General features: G+C 65.7%; 14 protein-coding genes. 2 read left to right on the top strand and 12 right to left on the bottom strand.

Going from position 1 to position 17818, the window contains the following annotated elements; all coding sequences use genetic code 11:
- Positions 1-6: 6 nt before the first annotated feature.
- The 6 genes from B5F40_RS03985 to B5F40_RS03960 form a co-directional block, all read right to left on the bottom strand.
- Complete coding sequence (locus B5F40_RS03985) at positions 7-1416, bottom strand: DUF1116 domain-containing protein (RefSeq protein ID WP_087193087.1); 1410 nt, start codon at positions 1414-1416, stop codon at positions 7-9.
- Between the two features lie 18 nt (positions 1417-1434).
- A complete protein-coding gene (gene fdrA, locus B5F40_RS03980; RefSeq protein ID WP_087193086.1) occupies positions 1435-2976 on the bottom strand; it encodes an acyl-CoA synthetase FdrA in 1542 nt (513 codons plus the stop codon).
- Positions 2976-3896 (bottom strand): oxamate carbamoyltransferase subunit AllH family protein, encoded by a 921-nt coding sequence (locus B5F40_RS03975; protein ID WP_087193085.1) that lies wholly within the window; start codon positions 3894-3896, stop codon positions 2976-2978. The genes fdrA and B5F40_RS03975 overlap by 1 nt, the downstream gene beginning before the upstream one ends.
- Before the next feature lie 7 nt (positions 3897-3903).
- Complete coding sequence (locus B5F40_RS03970; RefSeq protein WP_087193084.1) at positions 3904-5160, bottom strand: hypothetical protein; 1257 nt, start codon at positions 5158-5160, stop codon at positions 3904-3906.
- A gap of 84 nt (positions 5161-5244) precedes the next feature.
- On the bottom strand, positions 5245-6348 hold the full coding sequence (gene atzD / locus B5F40_RS03965; RefSeq protein ID WP_087193083.1) for a cyanuric acid amidohydrolase: 1104 nt from the start codon (positions 6346-6348) through the stop codon (positions 5245-5247).
- Between the two features lie 168 nt (positions 6349-6516).
- Entirely contained in the window at positions 6517-8139 is a 1623-nt protein-coding gene (locus tag B5F40_RS03960) for a PucR family transcriptional regulator (protein WP_162610876.1), read from the bottom strand.
- A 331-nt stretch (positions 8140-8470) separates the two neighbouring features.
- On the opposite strand from B5F40_RS03960, the gene B5F40_RS03955 reads away from it, so the two are divergent.
- Entirely contained in the window at positions 8471-9031 is a 561-nt protein-coding gene (locus B5F40_RS03955; protein WP_239442901.1) for a gamma carbonic anhydrase family protein, read from the top strand.
- 940 nt (positions 9032-9971) lie between these two features.
- On the opposite strand, the gene eno is transcribed toward B5F40_RS03955, so the two are convergent.
- Positions 9972-11264 (bottom strand): phosphopyruvate hydratase, encoded by a 1293-nt coding sequence (gene eno, locus B5F40_RS03950; protein WP_087193080.1) that lies wholly within the window; start codon positions 11262-11264, stop codon positions 9972-9974.
- A gap of 456 nt (positions 11265-11720) precedes the next feature.
- Positions 11721-13313 (bottom strand): helix-turn-helix transcriptional regulator, encoded by a 1593-nt coding sequence (locus tag B5F40_RS03945; RefSeq protein ID WP_087193079.1) that lies wholly within the window; start codon positions 13311-13313, stop codon positions 11721-11723.
- A gap of 362 nt (positions 13314-13675) precedes the next feature.
- On the opposite strand from B5F40_RS03945, the gene B5F40_RS03940 reads away from it, so the two are divergent.
- A complete protein-coding gene (locus B5F40_RS03940; protein WP_087193078.1) occupies positions 13676-15403 on the top strand; it encodes an FAD-dependent oxidoreductase in 1728 nt (575 codons plus the stop codon).
- A 129-nt stretch (positions 15404-15532) separates the two neighbouring features.
- On the opposite strand, the gene B5F40_RS03935 is transcribed toward B5F40_RS03940, so the two are convergent.
- The 4 genes from B5F40_RS03935 to B5F40_RS03920 form a co-directional block, all read right to left on the bottom strand.
- Positions 15533-15772 carry an energy-coupling factor transporter transmembrane component T gene (locus tag B5F40_RS03935; RefSeq protein ID WP_239442900.1) on the bottom strand — a complete coding sequence of 80 codons (240 nt, stop codon included), beginning with the start codon at positions 15770-15772 and terminating at the stop codon, positions 15533-15535.
- A 117-nt stretch (positions 15773-15889) separates the two neighbouring features.
- A complete protein-coding gene (locus tag B5F40_RS03930) occupies positions 15890-16771 on the bottom strand; it encodes an energy-coupling factor transporter transmembrane component T family protein (protein WP_239442899.1) in 882 nt (293 codons plus the stop codon).
- Positions 16772-16976: 205 nt separating this feature from the next.
- Positions 16977-17342, bottom strand: a complete 366-nt coding sequence (locus tag B5F40_RS03925; RefSeq protein WP_087193075.1) for a hypothetical protein — start codon at positions 17340-17342, stop codon at positions 16977-16979.
- Between the two features lie 104 nt (positions 17343-17446).
- Positions 17447-17725 (bottom strand): BAG1 BAG family molecular chaperone regulator 1, encoded by a 279-nt coding sequence (locus B5F40_RS03920; RefSeq protein ID WP_239442898.1) that lies wholly within the window; start codon positions 17723-17725, stop codon positions 17447-17449.
- Positions 17726-17818: the final 93 nt, after the last annotated feature.

Here is a 17818-nt window from a genome sequence, read left to right as displayed (position 1 = left end):
CAGCCGTCAGTTCGCGCGCGCGTCCGCGAACGCCTCGAGCGCCCGCTCGAAACACTCGATAGGCGGGTTCACGATGCCCGCGCCCACCTGGCCGATGCCCGGCACCTTGTGCGCGATGCCCGTGTTGATAACCGGCAGCACACCGCTCTCGAGCACCTTCACCATGTCGATGCCCGTGGCCGTGCCGCGAAAGTTCATCGGAGGCAGCGAGAAGCCCGCGTTCTCGGCAACGGTGATCTCGCGCATGCTCTCGGTATAGCGCATGGCATCGGCCACCGAACCGCCCACGAACTGCACGATGGCCGGCGACGCCCCCATGGCGAAGCCGCCGATGCCCATCGTCTCCGTGATGGCGCTGTCACCCAGATCGGGATTGGCGTCCTCGGGAGAGAACCCGGGGAACAGCAGCCCGTCCACCAGGTTGGCCGGGCCGGTGAACCACCGATCCCCCAGCCCGCTCACGCGGATGCCGAACTCCACGCCGTTGCGCGACATGGCCGTGAGCACCGTGGAGTTCGGAATGCCCGACACCGCATCGAGCGCGCATTTGCACGAGGGCATGGACAGGTTCAGGAAGTAGTGCTCGTTGGCCGACATGAAGCGCATGACGCGCTTGGCCGCATCGAGCGGCACGCCGCATTCGAGCAATGCGGGCGCCACCTCTTTGAACAGCAGGCTCGTGGCGGCCTTGTTGCGGTTGTGGCACTCGTCGCCCATCTGGACCGCCTGGGCGATGATGGCCTTGGTGTCGATGCCGCCCAGCTCGCGCACGGCTTTGTCCATGGCCGGCGCGAACTCCCGCTCGATCCATTTGAGGCGCTCGATCACGCTCTCGTCGAACGCGCCGAAGCGCAGCACCTTGCCCAGGCCCTCGTTCACCGTGCAGTACGCCGTGGTGCCATGGATCTGATTCTCCACGATGTGCACGGGCATGGATGGCGACACGATGCCCGCCATGGGGCCCACCGCGCCGTGCTCGTGACAGGGCGCGAACTCGATCTCTCCCGATGCGGCCAGCTCGCGCGCCTGGCGCTCGTCGCCGGCGCGCCCTTCGTACAGAAGCGCGCCCACAACGGCGCCCTGCATGGTGCCGCACATGTCCTCCCAGGAGATGGGCGGGCCCGCGTGCAGGATGGTGTTCTCGGTCATGCCGGGAACCACCTCGCGCGCCGGCGCCAGGCCCACCAGGCGCGTCTGGGCCGCCATGATGCGGCTTGCCGCCTCCTCGTTGGCCGCGCGCACCTCCTCGTCGTCCGCAAGCGCGTCGAGCGCTTCCAGAAGCGCCGGGGCCATGGTGGGCGGCTGCCAGGCCAGCTGCGTGACCCTCTGCCCCTGAAGCGCCAGGTCCTCCATGAAATTCGGCGCGCCGATGTTGACGAAGCCGAGATCCTTGCCGAACAGGTCGTTGATGCTCATGCGATCCACCCTCCCTCTCTACAGGATGCTCGCGGCCAGCAAGGCCGCCTCACGATTGCTGCGCGCCACGATGACGCCCTCCTGCTCAAGAAGGGCGGTCTGCGCAGCGAGCCCCTGCTTGTCGCCCTCCGTCGCGCACACGTACCCCACGAACGCAAGCTCGCGGCCCCCTTCGGCGGCCGCCGCGCGGGCGGCGCGGATGGCGGGCAGCGTCTGGCCGACCGGATCGTCGTGCGAGCCGAAGCCCAGTTCGAAGTCGAGCAGCACCACGCCCACCGTCGGGTCGGACCCCTGCTCCACGATGATGTCGTTGCGAAGCGCCGGCTCGATCATGGGATGAGGACGGCCGTTGGTGAACTCGTCGTCGCCCATATCCAGAAGCACGTTGCCCACGCGCGCCTCCGAGCCGCCCATTTCCTCGCCCGGACGATGCGACACGTTGCTGCGCAGCGCGTCCAGCCGGCTGCGCAGCAAGAACACGGCCTCGGCGCACAGGGTGCCTCCGCAGAAAAACGCGCGCAGGTTCCTCTGGCTGGCGCGCAGCTTGGCATGGGCCTCGGCGGCTGCGGCCCGCATCGTCTCGTCGAGCTCGGTCGAGCCCGCCTCGGGCACCTCTTCGCCGCGCGAAAGCGCCACGGCGGCCACAGCGGCATCGAAGAGGTTGTCGCGCACATGAACGTGGCTCGGCACCGCAATGCTCGCGTCGCCCTCCAAAAAGCACACCACCGCCGGCTTGCCCAGCATTTCCAAAAGGCCGAGGATCCTCGCGCTCACCGACTCCGCAGGAGGCTTCGACACCAGCACGATGACGTCGGTGCCCTCATCGGCCGCAAGCGCCTTGACGCCCTCGAGCATCATGATGCCGCCGACGGCCTCTTTCAGGTCGCGCCCGCCCGTGCCGATGGCCTGGGACACGCCGCCGCCCATGCGGTCGATCTGCACCATGACCTCCTGCAGCCCGGTGCCGGACGCCGCCACCAGCCCGATGCGGCCGGGGCGCACCTTGTTGGCGAAGCACAGCCCCACACCGTTGATGGCCGCGGTGCCGCAATCCGGGCCCATCATGAGCAGCCCGTGCGCGGCCGCATACTCCTTCAAACGCCGTTCGTCCTCGATGCTCACGTTGTCGCTGAACATCATCACGTGCAACCCCTGGCGCATCGCCAGCATTGCCTCGCGCGCGGCGTAGCGGCCCGGCACCGACAGCACGGCCACGTCCCCGAAGCCCTCCGCAGCAGCTTGGCGCACCGTCCGGCACACCACCTCTCGCTCACCGGCGCCCTTGTCTTTGCGGGTCAAGCGCTCGTCCACGGCTTCCACCGCCGCATCGCACGCCTCCTTCGATGCGGCGCGCACGGCGACGACGAAGTCGTTGGGCCCGGCTGCGTCCGTCTCTTCGGTCGCAAGTCCCACGTTCAGAAGGATCTCCTTGTTCAGCTCGGTGGCCATGGACACCACGGCCTCCTCCACCCCCTCGCGGCCCTTGATCTCGCTTCCGATGGACATGAGCGTCACCGAATCGAAGTACGAATTCCTTCGAACCACCGTAACCTGGTGCATCAACGTCTCCTTCCCGAAACGCCAGTCAACAGTACAAGCCTTCTCAGCACGTCAGCGGCGCCTGCGGCGAAATCGGCCCCCGAGGTGTGCCCTACCGACAACAGCTCGGTCAGCGCCGGCCCCACATCGTGCGCGTCGCGCAGCAGGGCCCGCCGAAACCGCAGGTGGGTGGAGGCGGCCTGACCAGCGAGCTCGCAGGCGAGCATATGGCGGCTCACCCGCGTCGTGGCGTCCAGCACGCCGGGCGCGCCCACGCCGTCGGCAACCGCCCGCCACACGCGCCGAGCGTCGGAGCCGCCCACGCCCCCCAGCACGCACAGCACGCCTGCGATGAAGTCGTCGCCCGCGGGTGTGAGCCCCTGCCCGGCGCCCACAAGCCCGCGCGCGGCAACCTCGACGCCCTCCCCGGCAAGCGCGGCCCGCATCAAGTCGTCAGCCCGCCGCCAAACGAACGCCGACACGGCGTCGAGCGTGCGCGTCTCGCCCAACCAGCGCCGCCGATACCCGAGGAGGCAGCCGCGCGCCTCGCCGGATGCCGCCAACGCCTCGTCGAGGGCCGCAAGCCCGCGACGGACGGCGGCGACGTCCCACGCCATCTCCTCGCCCGCCGTCGACACCGTGCGGCAGGATGAAAAGTCGATGCGCACGTCCGAGGAGAGCGCCAGCCGGCCTTCCCGCCACCCCGCCACGCTCCCGAGACGGATGCGGGCATCCGCGAACGAGCGCCGCGTTGCGATGGAAGCTGTGAACGGCGCCGCGAACCTCGGCCGCGCCACCACCGTCCACAGCTGTCCGCCGCCCTCCAGGTTCACCGCATGGTCGAACACCTGCAGCACGCGAAGGGTCATCCGAGCACGGATCGCAGCCTCGAAGCGGCTGTCGCACGCCTCCGCACGCAACGTCGCCATAACGTCGCCCACGCCGCCCCTACGCGAAGAAGAACGACACCGCGATCAGCAGCGCCAACATGCCGATCATGTACTTCATGTTGGTCTTCACGATGTCCATGATGCTCTTGTCGAAGCCGTTGGAAAGCGCCACCACGTTGATCTGAACGGGGCTGATCTGCGTGCCCAGGCCGGTCGCCAAAGCGATCAGTCCCATGGCCACGGGCGAGAAGCCCATGAGCGACATCGTGGGCAGGATGAGCGTGAGCACGCCTGCGCAGTACGCGCCCGACGGAATGGCGATCAAGAATCCGATGATCATGGCCACGGGCAGCATGATGAACGTGGGCACGCCCCCGGTGAGCGACGCGATGTTGGAGAACGTGCCGATCTGCTCCATGAGGTTGATGAACCCGAGGAACAATCCGACCGAGAACATGGTGGTCAGGATGAACTGCGAGCCGTCGATGAGCGCGGCGCAGGTGCCCTCGATGTCGAGCGGCGTGCACACGACGATGAGGATGCACACCACGGCCACGGTCACGGCGGGAACGACGATGTGCGAGCCCACCAGGCCGTTGATCCAGCCGCCCAGCACCACCATCAGCAGAAGCACGATAACGGGAATGGAGCGGACGAACAGCTTGCCGTTGGACAGCTGCTCCTCGTCGGCCTTCTCGCAGGAGGCGTCCTGCGCGACCATCGAGCCGCGGCGATGCACGCCCCAGAAGGCCAGGGCGGCGGCCAGCAGCACCAAGACGATGGTGAACGGCATCATGATGTTGGCGAACTCCGTCACCTCGATGCCGATGTTCTCTGCCGTCACGACGCCTTGGGCGCCGGCCGGCGACGTGATGAAGCACACAGCTCCCGCGATGGCCATAGCCGCGATCACCTCGGGAACCGCCCCGATGGCCGCGAACACGAGCGGGGCTATGACCATCGTGTTGCCCGCCGACAGGCCGGCCATGTACGTGGCGCACGCCTGCACGATCACCAACACGGCGGCCAGCACGGCGAACTTGCCCTTCAGCAGCTTCTCGCACAGATCGACGAGCGACTTGAAGCACCCCGCCTTGCCGGCCATCGCCGCCGCGGCGGCGTACATGATGGGGGCGACGTTGCCGAACATGGTCCCCAAGCCCTCGGTCACGGCATCGCCCATGCCCCCAACGGCGATGCCCCCGATGATCATGGCCACGATGCCGCCCACCAACCCCGCGAACAGCATGTGCTTCTTCAGCACCAAGAGCGCGATGATGACGACAAGGGGGATCAAACTCAAAACGAGCTCCATTTTCTCACCCTCTCACAGTATGGGATTACGGCGCGACGCGCCTGCGGTCGGGGCGGCTTTGCGCCGCCCCGAAGAACCTGGCGCCTAGCGCCTTACGATGACGGCGACCGGGCCGCCCCCGTCGGGTCCTTGATGCTCCGCGCCGCCGGACACGTACACCATCGGATCGCCCACCGCGGCGGAGATCACACCGCCCACGGCAGCGCGCGCATGGCGCGTGTGGTTGATGTCGGAATCGGTGTGCATGGTGTTGCGACGGGCGCGCACGTAGCCGGTCGAGTCGGCTTCAGCCTTGGCCAGCGCATTGACGATCAGGGCTTTCTGCTCGGCCGTGGGAAGGCCGTCCACCTTCATGCCGGCGTTCTCGACGGCCTCGATGACGGCCTCGATGTCGATGGCGTCCCTCATGACGCTGTGGCCGATGGCGAAGTCGCTGTCGAAAGCGGTCGAGTTGCCCATGAGGATGATCTCGCAGTTCAAAAGCTCGACCCCGGCGGAAGTGGACGCCACTTTGGAGTAGAGCGACCAATCGGAGCAGATGACCTCGTCGCTCACGGAGCCCTCGGGGATCTCGCCGAGCGCAAGCGCCACGCCCAGCGCCGACGCGCCGCGGTTGTAGCCCATGGACTCGTACGTGTCGTGCACCACAACCTCGCACCCGCGCTCCTGCGCGTCCAAGATGCGCTCGGACGTGAGCAGCGGGCATTTGATCTGCACGAAGTGGACGTCTGCCGGATCGGCGATGCCGGCCTTCTCCATAAGCTCGAGCGTCACGCGGCGGCACTCCTCCACCACGGCCATGGTGCCCTGTTCCTCGGGCAAAAAGTCGCGGGTGAAGCCCGAACTGGCGGCAAGCGTCTTCTCAGCGCTCGGCTCGCCCTCGGCCTCGATGCTGCAGAACACGAGCGCATGGGGAGCCAGCACTCCTTCGGTTCCGCCGGACATGACAAAAGCCACCTTCCGGGACACCTCCTCTTCCGGCCAACCGGTTTCGGCGGCGATGAGGCGCTTGAACGCCAGCGTGGCCAAGCCGCGCGTGAAATCGTTCACGCAGCCGTTGCCTTCGGTCTTGCCGAGCACGGCGATGATGGTTCTCGGATCGACGGCGCCCTCGTCGATAAGCGATTTCAGGGCGCGCGTGTCGTCGGGGCCGGACATTTCGATCTTGCGGACATCGATCTTTCTCATACGGCATCCTCCTGCTGTGAGATGACTGGACGATCCGTTGGCCAACGCTTCTGTCCCGATGCGCTCATTGTATGGAGGCGGCTCCCGCCTGTCATTGTCACGGATCGATAAAAAGAAGCCATTTCATTGTCTCTGCGAGCCACCGCGCGAAGCGCCCGCACGCCTGCCTCACTTGTTGCCGGACAACGCGCGAAGCCACACCCAGCAGTCGTACGCCAGCACGACCTCCGCGAAGTCGCGCCCCGGCTTGAGGCTCACCCCCATCTGCTCGATTTTATTCGCTCGGTAGCGCACTGTGTTGTAGTGGACGAACGAGCGCTCCGCAACCCGCTTATAGTTCAGATCGCCCTCTATCAAGTGCCCCAGCGTCTCCATGAGATCCGCGTCGTTCTCGCGATCATAATCGATGAGCTGGCCGATTTTTTCCCGCACGAACCGCTGCAGAGCGTCGACGTCTTGCACGCTTTCAATCAACGGGAAAATTCGATGTCGGCCGTAGGCGTCGACGAACGACGACCTGCTGAGCGCGCTTCCCGTCTTGAGCATGCTCATCGCCTGCGCATAAGCCACATCGAGGGCCCTCACGCGCTCGCATGCGTCCGAGATACCCACGCCGATCCTCGTTCCCCTGCCGCGCGTCAACCTCAAAAGATCGGCCATCATGTCGTTGAACAGCGCGACGTTGCCCTCCACGCTCGACACGCCGCCGAGCACCACCAACGCATCGTTGAAATACACGACGTACGCGCTGTCCGAAACGCGTCCATCCGCCCGGCCGCACCACTCGTCGAGCAATCCCGTGCTGATCACGTTGTCGTAGAACTCCTTGCGCGCCGTCTCGTCCTCCGTGAACACCTTGAGGCACACCACCGGCTGGGGAAACCCCAGCGACATGCTGAACGCCCGCATCTTGTTCTCGATCTCGATGGGAGACTTCACCTTGCCTTGCAGAAGGTCGCGGATGAACACGTCTCGAAAACTCTTCTGGTTCTTGAGCACGGCATCGGTCTTCAGAAACAGGGCGGCGAACAGGATGGCGGATTGCTCCACGGCGATGTCCAGATTGACGCGCTCATCCTGATCGCCCGGGTAGTCCGGCACGTAAATGTAGCCGAAGCGGTGCTTGCCCGCCACGATGGGGTACAGGCTGTGGTCGAGCAGCAGCTTGCGCTTGCGCCGCACCACCTCGGCACCGTCGAAAAGCGCCGCCATATCGCTGGGACCTCGCAGCGCGCCGGAGGACGAGGCGGCGCACACCGCGTTCATATCCCTGTCCAACAGGCACACATCGCGGCTGATGAGCTCTCCTAAGCGACCGACAAGCGCTTCCACGTCAGAATCGTTCAACAAAAGCTCCGCAAGCGCATTGTGAACGTGGTTTCGAAACTGAAGCTGCACAATATATTCGTCGAGTTGCAGGGAGAGCACCCTGTTCGCCATTCTGGACAGGTTCGCGTCGGGCGGTAGCTCGAGCACCGGCAATCCCAACTCGTCAGCTTGCTCGAGTATATGCGCAGGGATCTCTTCGATATAGCGTCGCGGCTTGATGCACACCCCCGCAACGCCGCACTCATTCAAGCGGGCGATAAAATCTCGCATGCGCGAATCGTCATTGGCAATGGGAAACAGCGTGGTCAGAAGCAAAGTGCCCTGCTCCAAATAGGGGAAGACGTCTGGAACCTCCATGAGCGACGCTCCGGTGACCGTGCGGGAAAGCCCTTCGAAGCCCGCCACCGCCTTGGCACCGTCGAAGCTGTCCAAATCGAGCATATCCCTGACCGTTTTGAGCATAAAATCACCCTCCGACCACGAGTTTCTCACTTTCGCCGACAGCGAGCTCCTTCCATCGTAGCGCGTCCGCGCGTGTGCCAAGGTGACAAGTATTCGAAAGATTTCCGTCATCCATCGACAATGACAAAACCCTTGCGGCACGCTATATCCCCTCCCCCGAAGAAAGCGCCCGCCGCCCGGAACGCAGCCGATCGGCGCGCCAACCTTGACGCCATGCGCGAACATCTGCGGGCCTCTCACTCAAACAACCCCACGGTCTTTCGAATCTGGGCAAGCGCCCGAACGCACATCTCCGTATAATGAATGGCAATCTAGTCGAAAGGACATGCTCATGGGCATCAAAACCACCCTGTACCACCGCGTGCGCATCCATCCGAACGCGCGCATCTCCCCTGCCGCCGGCATCGTGGGAGACGTGCGCATCGGCAGCGAGTCTTGCGTGCTGGCCGGCGCGCAGATCCGAGGAGACGATGCGCCGGTTGTCATCGGCGAGCAAACGAGCATCCAGGAGAATGCCATTGTGCATGTCGAGGTCGACTGCCCCGTGTCCATCGGCGACCGCTGCACGGTGGGCCACGGCGCCATCGTGCACGGATGCGAGATCGGACGCAACACGCTTGTGGGCATGGGCGCGATCATCATGAACGGGGCCAAAATCGGCGAAGAGTGCGTTGTGGCGGCTGGAGCTCTTGTCGCGGAAGGGAAGGAGTTCCCGCCACGCACGATGATCATGGGCATGCCCGCACGCGCTGTGCGGACGCTCGACGACGAAGAGGTTGAGCGCCTTTGCACGAGCGCCGCCGACGAATACGTGGAGGTGGGAGCCGCCATGCTGCGCGAAGGTGTCCTCGTCCACCCCGATCCCGATCTCGCCATGCAGTTAGGAGCGTAAGGCGGGCACTTTGCAGATGCGTGACGCGCTCGGACGGACGGGCGCGTCACGGAGATGCGGCCCCGTGCGTGCAGGCGCGTCTTCTCGCACAGCTCGCGAGCGCGATCCGTGCCCCCGTACGCCTGGATCGTGTTCGCGTAGACGGGCGCGACGCAAGCGCACAGCCCCCTCCCCCGTGCGCGCGGACGCGACGTAAGCGCACAGGCCACAAGCGCGAATCGCCCCCTTGCGCAAGGTTTCAGCGCCGGGTCCCCTTGCAACTGGAACGGTCGCCCCGAAACCGCAATAAACAGCACGTTTTTTCGTTTTTGGGAACGAAGAGAAAGAGGGGAATTTCACCATCTGGGGTTTTCCGGCCGCAGTTTCGAAAAACAACCGAAAGCAACGCGAGTTCGCTCGCAAAAACGAAAAAACGTGCGCGATTCGCCCGTTGCCTACGCTAAACCATGATCGGCACGAACTCATGCTCGCCACGTATCGAGCCTAGATCCTCTGGTCGGACATGGCGATCCAACCAAGCCAAAGTCGACGGCGGCCAAGCAGAGGCCGAAGAAGAAGGAGGCAGCATAAAATCACGGTTAAGAACGATCTAATCGCTTCCTTCGAGGCCGTTCTTGAGGAAACGCCAGTTCGTAGAATCCTGCCCGGTTGGATAATCGTTCTTACGCATTTTTTTGTGCTAAAAAGGCATCCGCTTCCCTCTGCTAGACAAGGATCGACACGAACTTACGTTCTCCCATTATCGAGCCGAGCTTCCTCTGACCGCGCGCCGCAGCCGTCTCGAAGCGACATGCGCGCAGCACCCTCCCCGCACGCAATGCGGCGGGTCCCAAACACGGGAACCCGCCGCATCCATCGTTAACGAGCGGCTACTGTGCAACGCTCATGGCAGACGGAACGCTGCGCGTAGCATGCCGTACGACAACCGCATGCTGTGCGATCAACGCTTGATGTTGTAGAACGCGCTCATCCCGGCGTACTGGGCGGCGGTGTCCAGCTCCTCCTCGATGCGCAGCAGCTGATTGTACTTCGCCACGCGGTCGGAGCGGCAGGGCGCACCGGTCTTGATCTGGCCGGTGTTGCATGCCACGGACAGGTCGGCGATGGTGGTGTCCTCGGTCTCGCCGGAGCGGTGGCTCATGACGCAGGCGTAGCCGGCCTGCTTCGCCATCTCGATGGCCTCGAGCGTCTCGGTGAGGCTGCCGATCTGGTTCACCTTGATGAGGATGGCGTTCGCGCAGCCCATCTCGATGCCCTTGGCCAGGCGCTTGGAGTTCGTGACGAACAGGTCGTCGCCCACCAACTGTACGCGGTCGCCGATGCGCTCGGTGAGCGCCTTCCAGCCGTCCCAGTCCTCCTCGGCCATGCCGTCCTCAATGGAGATGATGGGGTACTTGTTCACGAGGGCTTCCCAGTAGTCCACCATCTCGGCGCTCGTGAGCTCGCGGCCCTCGCCGGCCAGCACGTAGCGCTGCTTGTCGGCATCGTAGAACTCGGTCGAAGCCGGATCCATGGCGAACATGATGTCCACGCCGGGCTTATAGCCTGCGGCCTCGCACGCCTTCACGATGTACTCGAGCGGCTCCTCGTTCGTGGTGAAGTTGGGGGCGAAGCCGCCCTCGTCGCCCACGCCGCCGCCCAGGCCCGCGTCGTGCAGCACCTTCTTCAGCGTGTGGTAGATCTCGGCGCACCAGCGCAGCGCCTCGGCAAAGGAGTCCGCGCCCACCGGCATGATCATGAACTCCTGGAAGTCCACGTTGTTGTCGGCATGCACGCCGCCGTTCAAGATGTTCATCATGGGCGTGGGAAGCAGATGCGCGTTCGCGCCGCCCACGTACTTGTACAGCGGCAGCTCGGCCGACTCGGCCGCGGCCTTCGCGCAGGCCAGCGACGCGCCCAGGATGGCGTTCGCGCCCAGGGCGCCCTTGTTGTCGGTGCCGTCCACCTCGAGCATGATGTCGTCGATGGTGCGCTGGTCGTCGGCCTCCAGGCCGATGAGCGCCTCGGCGATCTCCTCGTTCACGTGGGCCACCGCGTCGAGCGTGCCCTTGCCGAGGTAGCGGTCCTTGTCGCAGTCGCGCAGCTCCACGGCCTCGAACGCGCCGGTCGACGCGCCCGACGGCACGGCGGCGCGGCCGAACGCCCCGTCCTCCAGCACGACCTCCACCTCCACGGTCGGGTTGCCGCGCGAGTCCAGGATCTCGCGACCGAACACATCGATGATGACGCTCATGAATGCCTCCTAGCACGTTCTCGTCCGTTTCGCCGCATACGCGGCGAAGATGCACCTTGCTGCATCATACCATGTCGCACGCACGGCGGGGGTTCCTCCATCCGTTCGCCAGCCTTTGTCGATGAGCGGTCGCCTGCGTGAAGCGCTGTTGAATCCGCGGCTGCGCAGCCTCCGCCCCACCCCTTGCACGCAACACGCCGCCCACACGCCAAAACGACGCGCGACCCCACCCCTCATCCCGAGCGCACCGCGCGCCGCACGCGCCACCCTCGTACGCGCCGTCCCTTGCGCCCCGGCTCTCGCAGACCTTGCCCCGACATCTCCGACGCGTTCGGGACGCGTCCATGGCCCTTGCGTCCGGATGGACGAGGTCTCCTCGCCGCACCCCCCATCCCAGGCCAGCCGTCGCTCGCAAAGGACGAGTCGGCCGCCCACGCGCCATATTGCCGCGCGCTCCTACCCCAGCGCAACTTCCTCGGCGTCGTCCGCCAATCGCTCGCGCTCTGCCACGATGCGATCGACAAGCTCTTGCTGAGAATGCACATCGAGCTTGCGGTAGACGGCGCGCACGTGGGTCTTCACCGTGTCGGGCGACACGGTGAGCGCCTCGCAGATGGCGCGGCGCGACTTCCCCTGCGCCAAAAGCAGCATGACCTCGGTCTCGCGCTGGGTCACCGCGCGCTCGGTCGCCATGAACCGCACGATGCCCTCCAGGTCGCCCGTATCGAGGGCGCCCTCGCCGGGAAGCACCGTGCCCCATCCGTGCTTCAAGTTGCTGTCGCTCGACAGGAACAGCGCGCACGCGAACAAAAGGCACGCGACGAAACCCGCCGCCATCGCCGCATCCTCGCGAGGATGCCCGCCGAGCGCCGCGCATGTCGCCGCCCCGCCCACCAGCATGCCGAAGAACAGCGCCGCACCCGGGCAGCTGGCAACCCACGTGGCGGGCAATCCCATATTCTTCATGAGGCACGCGCCCAGGCTCCACAGCACAAGGTCGAGATAGCAGAACCCGGCGAACAACACCGTGATGCCAACCCAAGGCGTCTGCGAAGCGGCGGCCAGCAGCAAGAATCCCACAGCCGCGAACGGAAACGCAACCTTGTAGATGAATCGATTGAAGTCGAGCCGCACGAACACGAGCGTCGCGAACAGCAGACCCACGGCGGCCAGCTGGCCGATCGCCAAGGCCGGCGCCACAGCGAAAGGCGCTCCGAACAAAAACAGGATCGCATGGAGCACGCCAGCTGCAACGCCCTGCACCGCCGATGTCGCCACGAACTTGGCGGGAAAGGGCAACGGCACGTCTGCGCCGTAACGGTAATAGCGGCGACGGGGAAACCCGCGAACAACCCTGCGCAAGAGCGCCGCTGCCGCAAACGGCAGCGCCACGGCACCCGCTTGCAGGATCACCGGGCTTTCAGCACCCCCCCCCGTCGGGAAGGCCAGAAAGGCCGCAAGTCCCGTCCCCGCCACGACGCCCAACATGCCCTGGTACAGCGTCTGCTGCGTGCCCACCCAGCCGAACGCCCGATCGATCTCCACGCGAAACAACGCCGCTCCGATGCCCGTCAGCGTGCTGGCGGCCCCGTACAGCGCAGCATCGGCCACTTCCGGCAGCGACCGGTCGAGCGCCCACGTCAGATGCAGCGCCGCCGCCAACGTCATGATGGAGGCCATCACCACGAGCTGCGACGAACCGTTCGGCACGCGACGCGTGCGCCTGAACCGCACGGCGATGACGACGCTCGACACGGCCATGGCAAGCACCGGCCCCGCCCAGGACGGGACGCTCGCCACCGCGCCGAGCGCATCTGGCGCCGAAACCGGCTCCGCGCCGAAACCAGCGCCCGCGGCAAACAGCACGCCGCCCGGCGGCACCGGCACTGCGACCGCAGGCCCCAAGCAGCACGCCATCATCCACACCGTGTAGCACGCAAACGAAAGCGCGATGCACCCGCGGCCCGCGGCGGACCTCCCCACCCCGAAGGCCACGCTTCGCCGCTCGCCCGCAGCGTTGAACAGATTGCGCACATGCTCGTTCGGCATATCCCTTCTCCTTCCTCCCTGCGTTCAGGATACCGCTCTTGGCCGCACCGGGCCTCACCCTCCGGGGTGAAAACACGCGATGCGGCGTTTTCCCTGCGGCGGGCGACGAAACGTCCTCGCGCCCCATGCTACGGTGGGGCCATCGCCTCGCCCCTCCGAATGCAGCATCAGGCGTCGGCCAGACAGCCAGACATCGGGCCGCAACGCGCGAATGCGACGAAACCGCAACGCGGCGCGAGGGCGGACGGCCGCTCCCGAAGCCGTAAAGCCGCGACACGCAGGAAGGGGCAAGCCGTACAGGGAAGCAGACGCTCCGCGCACGAAAGCCGCGCGCACGCACATCGAGCAAGGAAGGGATCGCCATGAAGAACAGCCCCAACATGAATCGCCGCAGCTTTTTGAAGGGGGCGCTTGCCACCGGCGCCATGGCCACAGCCGCCGTCACCGGCGCGGGCGCGCTCGCCGGATGCGGCGCGCAGCCGAAAGGGAGCGTGGACGGCGCCTCGAAAGGCCAGGCCGACGGCGCAACCGCCTACGAGTTCGAGATCGCACCCGATCCCATCCCCGACAGCGACATCGCCGAGACGGTGGACGCCGACGTCGTGGTCATCGGCGCCGGCTTCTCAGGCCTATGCTGTGCGCTCTCAGCCGCCGAAAACGGCGCCTCAGTGGTGCTGCTCGAGCGCATGGACCACGTCAGCGGACGCGGCGGCTCCATCTACGCCATGAACTCGAAGCTCACGAAGGAGAAGGGCTACGAGTGCTCCGTCGAGGAGGTGGCCCAGCGCTACAAGCGCATGATGGGCTACCACTCCTACCGCGTGGACGGCCGGAAATGGATGCTGCACTTCAACCGCTCGGGCGAGGCCATGGACTGGCTCATCGACCGCATGACCACGGCCAGCTCCGTGGGCGGCGACGACCTCACCCCCGTCATGGAGCACTGGTACGAGGATCCGGAGAACATCAACGGCGAGTTCCCCGGCACGCACGAGTTCCTCGACGGCCCCAACGGCAAGGGCCCCGACGACAACCCGCAGCAGGACGTGTGCGCGAACATGGCGCTGTACTGCGAGAAAGCCGGCGTGGACATCCGCTACGAGACCGAGGCGCAGCAGCTCGCGAAGGACGGCGACAAGGTGGTGGGCGTCGTGGCGAAGGGCAAGGACGGCTACGTGCGATTCAACGGAAAGAACGGCGTGGTCATCGCCACGGGCGACTTCGGCCAGGACAAGGACATGCTGGAGAAGTTCATCCCCTGGGCGGCGCACCAGACCGAGTTCGGCGGCATCTGGAACGGCTCGGGCCACAAGATGGCGTACTGGGCCGGTGCTGCCGTCGACAAGAGCGAGACGCCCGCGCCCATGATCTTCTGCTTCCAGTGGCGCTCCATCACGCGCCAGGTGCGCGCGTTCCAGGGCCTCATGGTGAACGAGGACGGCCGCCGCTACGACAACGAGGACAACGTCATCTCGCACGGCGGCTTGGCGCTCATGCACCAGAAAGGTAATCACGCGTTCGCCATCTGGGATGACGACTACGCGAACGAACCGGGCTGGCAGAACCACCGCTACGTGGACGGCCCGAAGGTGTTCGACACGCCCGACGACGTGCGCGCCTACTGGCAGACCGTGGTGGACGGACCCGGCACCATCAACATGAACGGCTCGGGCGACATCCCGGTGAAGATGATCAAGGCCGACACCGTGGAGGAGCTCGTGGAGAAGCTCGGCCTGCCGAAGGACGAGGCGCTCAAGACCATCGAGGCGTACAACGGCTACTGCGACACAGGCGTCGACGAGGAGTTCGGCAAGCGCAAGGAGCTGCTGCTGCCCATCAAGAAGGGTCCGTTCTACGGCATAGAGTGCACGCCATGGTTCCTGTCCACCACCGGCGGCATCCGCTGCAACGAGGACCTGCAGGTCATGAACGCCAACGACGAGGTCATCGACGGCCTGTACTGCCTGGGCTCCACGGTGGGCGATATGTACACCAACTGCTACTCCACGCACTTCCCCGGCCATAACCTGGGCGGCACGTGCCTCACGTTCGGCTACGTGACCGGCCGCAAGCTGGCCGGCGCCGAGTAGGCCGGCCCGTTCGGCCCGGGCGCCCCCTCCCTCCCCGGCGTCCGGGCCCTCGAAAACGAGGGATGCAGCCGCACGACGGCCGCATCCCTCGTTTTTTTTGGCGGCGAACGCCCTTGGAGGCGGCTTACTCTACAGCGCCGCGGCTACCGCTGCGCACAGCGCGAGGCCGGCAGCGAGCACGGCCAGGCTGGGACCCGCAAGGCGGCGATCGTGCAGGGAGGTGCGACACGGCTCGGCGCCGTAGCAGCGGGCGTCCATGGCCACGGCCAGCGCGTCGGCGCGGCGGAACAGGCCCACGAACAGGGGGATGAGCACGGTCTGCCACGCGCGCAGGCGCTCCCACAGGCTGCCCCCACGCCCTGCCTCCACCGGAAATCCTTCACACGCGCGCTCAGGCCCCGACCCCGCGCAGCCCACAACCCCCGATCGTCCCCGCGCGCTCAGAAGTTGCCGAGAAGAGGTGCGAATCCGATCGTTTCCCGCACCCTACAGCCATACAGCCAACACAATGCATGCCGCCAGGCCCACTGCCAGCACAGCAATGTCGCTCGCCGCCAACCGTTTGCGCCCCAGCGACGTTCGCACCGCGTCGCCTATCCCGTAGCACCGCGCGTCCATGGCTATGGCAAGCGCGTCGGCACGCCGAAACAAACCAACGAACAAGGGAACGAACACAGATTGCCACGCTCCCAAGCGCGTTCGCAAGCCACCTTCGGAGAACGCGGCGCAGCGCGCCCACTGGGCATCGTGCACGCGTCCCAACTCCTCCGCCGTGACGGGAATGAATCGCAAGGCCAGCGAGAGCACCATGGCAGCATCGTCCACCGGCACGCGCAGGCGCCCCAACGGGCGCACGAATACGGCGAACGCATCGGTGAGCTGGGTCGAGGTGGTGGTGTAGACGACCACAAGGCTTGCCGTCACGAGAAGCACGATGCGCACGGCGAAGAAGCATCCTCGCGCAAACCCCGCAGGCACCACGCCGAACGATCCGACCAGCGCTACGGGGGGCAGGTTCGCAAACACGCCCGCCGACACGTCGCCCGGCCCACCCGACGCGCCAGAGGCGGCTCCTGCGGCCTGCCACACATCGAATGAGAAGCCGTTGAACGCCACGGCAAGCGCCGCGACCACGTACACCGGGACGAGCAGTCCGAAGTACCGCTTCCATCCGATGCCCGAAATCGCCGAGACAACGCCGAACGCAAGCGCAGCGAGGCCGAGGCCCGCCCAAGCACGCACGAGAAACAGCGTTGCCGAATAGGCTGCGAGCAGCACGATCTTCACCCTTGCATCGCAGAGGTGAACGGGTGAGGAGCCGGGTATGTAGGAGCTGACGTCGATGCGCATGCAGGCAGTATGCCACATCTATCACGTCCCGTCGTCATCCGGGGTGACAATCGCGCGATATCGACGTGCGCCGAAGCTGCGTCAATCGCGCAACGTCGCTCCGGTCAGTTCGCGCTGAGCGCGCGGAAAAGCCCGCGGCCAACGCCGCGGGCTTCCGGAGGGTGCCAGGCACGCTCGCATCCAAGCGCTCGTCTTGAGGCGACCTCAGAAGGCCGCTTGAGGGCTAGCGACCTTCGCGCATGTTGCCGACACCCTGCTTCACGTTGTCCTTCGCGTCGACGGCGGCTTCCTTAATGGCCTCGCCGGCCTTGCCCAGCGATTCCTTCACAGAGCCGAGGATGCCCTCGCTCTTCTCGCTCGCACGCATCTCATGTTGACGCGCGCGCATCGCAGCCTGGGCATCGCCCGTACGCTGGGCCTCCTCGTGCTCACGCTTGGCCGCTTCGGCCTCTGCTTTGCGCTCGCTCATACCGGCTTTGGCGTCGTGATATGCGTCCTTGACGCTGTTTTTCACATCATGCGCCATATCCTTCGCACCCGTTTTCATATCGACGGACGCATCGCCGGTCTTGAAAGCCCGATCAACCATCGTGGTGCTCCTTTCGAGTTCGATTCGAGTTTGCCTTCTCGTTCGCCGCAATCCATTCTAAGAAAGGGCGCGCACCCGTCGGATGACGCAGGGCAACGGAACGGCTACGATTGGGTGCTGCCGCTTTCCCGGCGATCCTCTGCGCTGTCGGCGATCCTCCCGGTACGCTCTTGGGCTTGGTTGAAGTCAAACGCGGTTTCCGCCGCCTCCACCGAGCACTGCTCGTCGCCCTCGTCGTCGCAATCTTCCACTGTGGCTTCGGCTTCCCGCCTCACCTCTTCCTCTATGCTCTGCAAGTCATCGGCGGCCATGCGCGCACGGTCGGCTTCGGACGTTTGGCCATCGAGCACAACGTCCTCTTCCATTATGTCGATCTTAACCATGAGTGCTCCTTTCCAGGGCGTCCTGTGCCCCGTCGTTGTTCGGACCCCCATTCTAAGAACGCTCGCGAACGCGCGCGACCACCAGCGACCTAC

The organism is Gordonibacter sp. An230 (assembly GCF_002159915.1).
Taxonomy (GTDB): Bacteria; Actinomycetota; Coriobacteriia; order Coriobacteriales; family Eggerthellaceae; genus Rubneribacter.
Note: the sequence above shows the minus strand (reverse complement) of the source record. Positions and strands in the feature narration are given on the sequence as shown.

What these genes read in the sequence shown, in the direction of transcription:
- B5F40_RS03985 (WP_087193087.1), bottom strand. Translation starts at nt 1,416, where the DNA reads ATGAGCATCAACGACCTGTTCGGCAAGGATCTCGGCTTCGTCAACATC.
- fdrA (WP_087193086.1), bottom strand. Translation starts at nt 2,976, where the DNA reads ATGCACCAGGTTACGGTGGTTCGAAGGAATTCGTACTTCGATTCGGTG.
- B5F40_RS03970 (WP_087193084.1), bottom strand. Translation starts at nt 5,160, where the DNA reads ATGGAGCTCGTTTTGAGTTTGATCCCCCTTGTCGTCATCATCGCGCTC.
- atzD (WP_087193083.1), bottom strand. Translation starts at nt 6,348, where the DNA reads ATGAGAAAGATCGATGTCCGCAAGATCGAAATGTCCGGCCCCGACGAC.
- B5F40_RS03960 (WP_162610876.1), bottom strand. Translation starts at nt 8,139, where the DNA reads ATGCTCAAAACGGTCAGGGATATGCTCGATTTGGACAGCTTCGACGGT.
- B5F40_RS03955 (WP_239442901.1), top strand. Translation starts at nt 8,471, where the DNA reads ATGGGCATCAAAACCACCCTGTACCACCGCGTGCGCATCCATCCGAAC.
- eno (WP_087193080.1), bottom strand. Translation starts at nt 11,264, where the DNA reads ATGAGCGTCATCATCGATGTGTTCGGTCGCGAGATCCTGGACTCGCGC.
- B5F40_RS03945 (WP_087193079.1), bottom strand. Translation starts at nt 13,313, where the DNA reads ATGCCGAACGAGCATGTGCGCAATCTGTTCAACGCTGCGGGCGAGCGG.
- B5F40_RS03940 (WP_087193078.1), top strand. Translation starts at nt 13,676, where the DNA reads ATGAAGAACAGCCCCAACATGAATCGCCGCAGCTTTTTGAAGGGGGCG.
- B5F40_RS03930 (WP_239442899.1), bottom strand. Translation starts at nt 16,771, where the DNA reads ATGTGGCATACTGCCTGCATGCGCATCGACGTCAGCTCCTACATACCC.
- B5F40_RS03925 (WP_087193075.1), bottom strand. Translation starts at nt 17,342, where the DNA reads ATGGTTGATCGGGCTTTCAAGACCGGCGATGCGTCCGTCGATATGAAA.
- B5F40_RS03920 (WP_239442898.1), bottom strand. Translation starts at nt 17,725, where the DNA reads ATGGTTAAGATCGACATAATGGAAGAGGACGTTGTGCTCGATGGCCAA.